1 protein-coding gene is annotated in these 316 nt (G+C 60.8%); it reads right to left on the reverse strand.

Features of this window, described 5'->3' with window-relative positions:
- Window positions 1-316, reverse strand: a 316-nt coding sequence (locus EYW45_RS25080; RefSeq protein ID WP_202444503.1) for a VCBS domain-containing protein, incomplete at both ends; no start/stop codon positions are given.

Consider the following 316-nt stretch of genomic DNA (forward strand, 5'->3'; position numbering starts at 1 on the left):
CCATGCGCCGTCGGTACCGATGGAGAACGAGCCGTAGGTGCCGGCCGTGCCGGTTTGAGCCGCGAAGGTGGCTTGGCCCGCGTCAGCATCAGTGACGGTCAACGTGCCCGAAGCCGTCAATACGCTGTCTTCAGTAACGGTGCCCGTTCCTTGACCAGCGATCACGGCAGCGTCGTTGGTGCCGATCACAGTGACGGTGATTTGTGAAACCGTGCCGTCAGCAGAGGTGACGGTGAAGATTTCTTGACGTTGCTCGCCTTGCGCCAACGCTTGAACGTTCGCAGCGTTGTTGTTAAGCGTGTAGGTCCACGCGCCG

Source organism: Schauerella aestuarii (genome assembly GCF_009866805.1).
GTDB classification, from domain to species: domain Bacteria; phylum Pseudomonadota; class Gammaproteobacteria; order Burkholderiales; family Burkholderiaceae_B; genus Schauerella; species Schauerella aestuarii.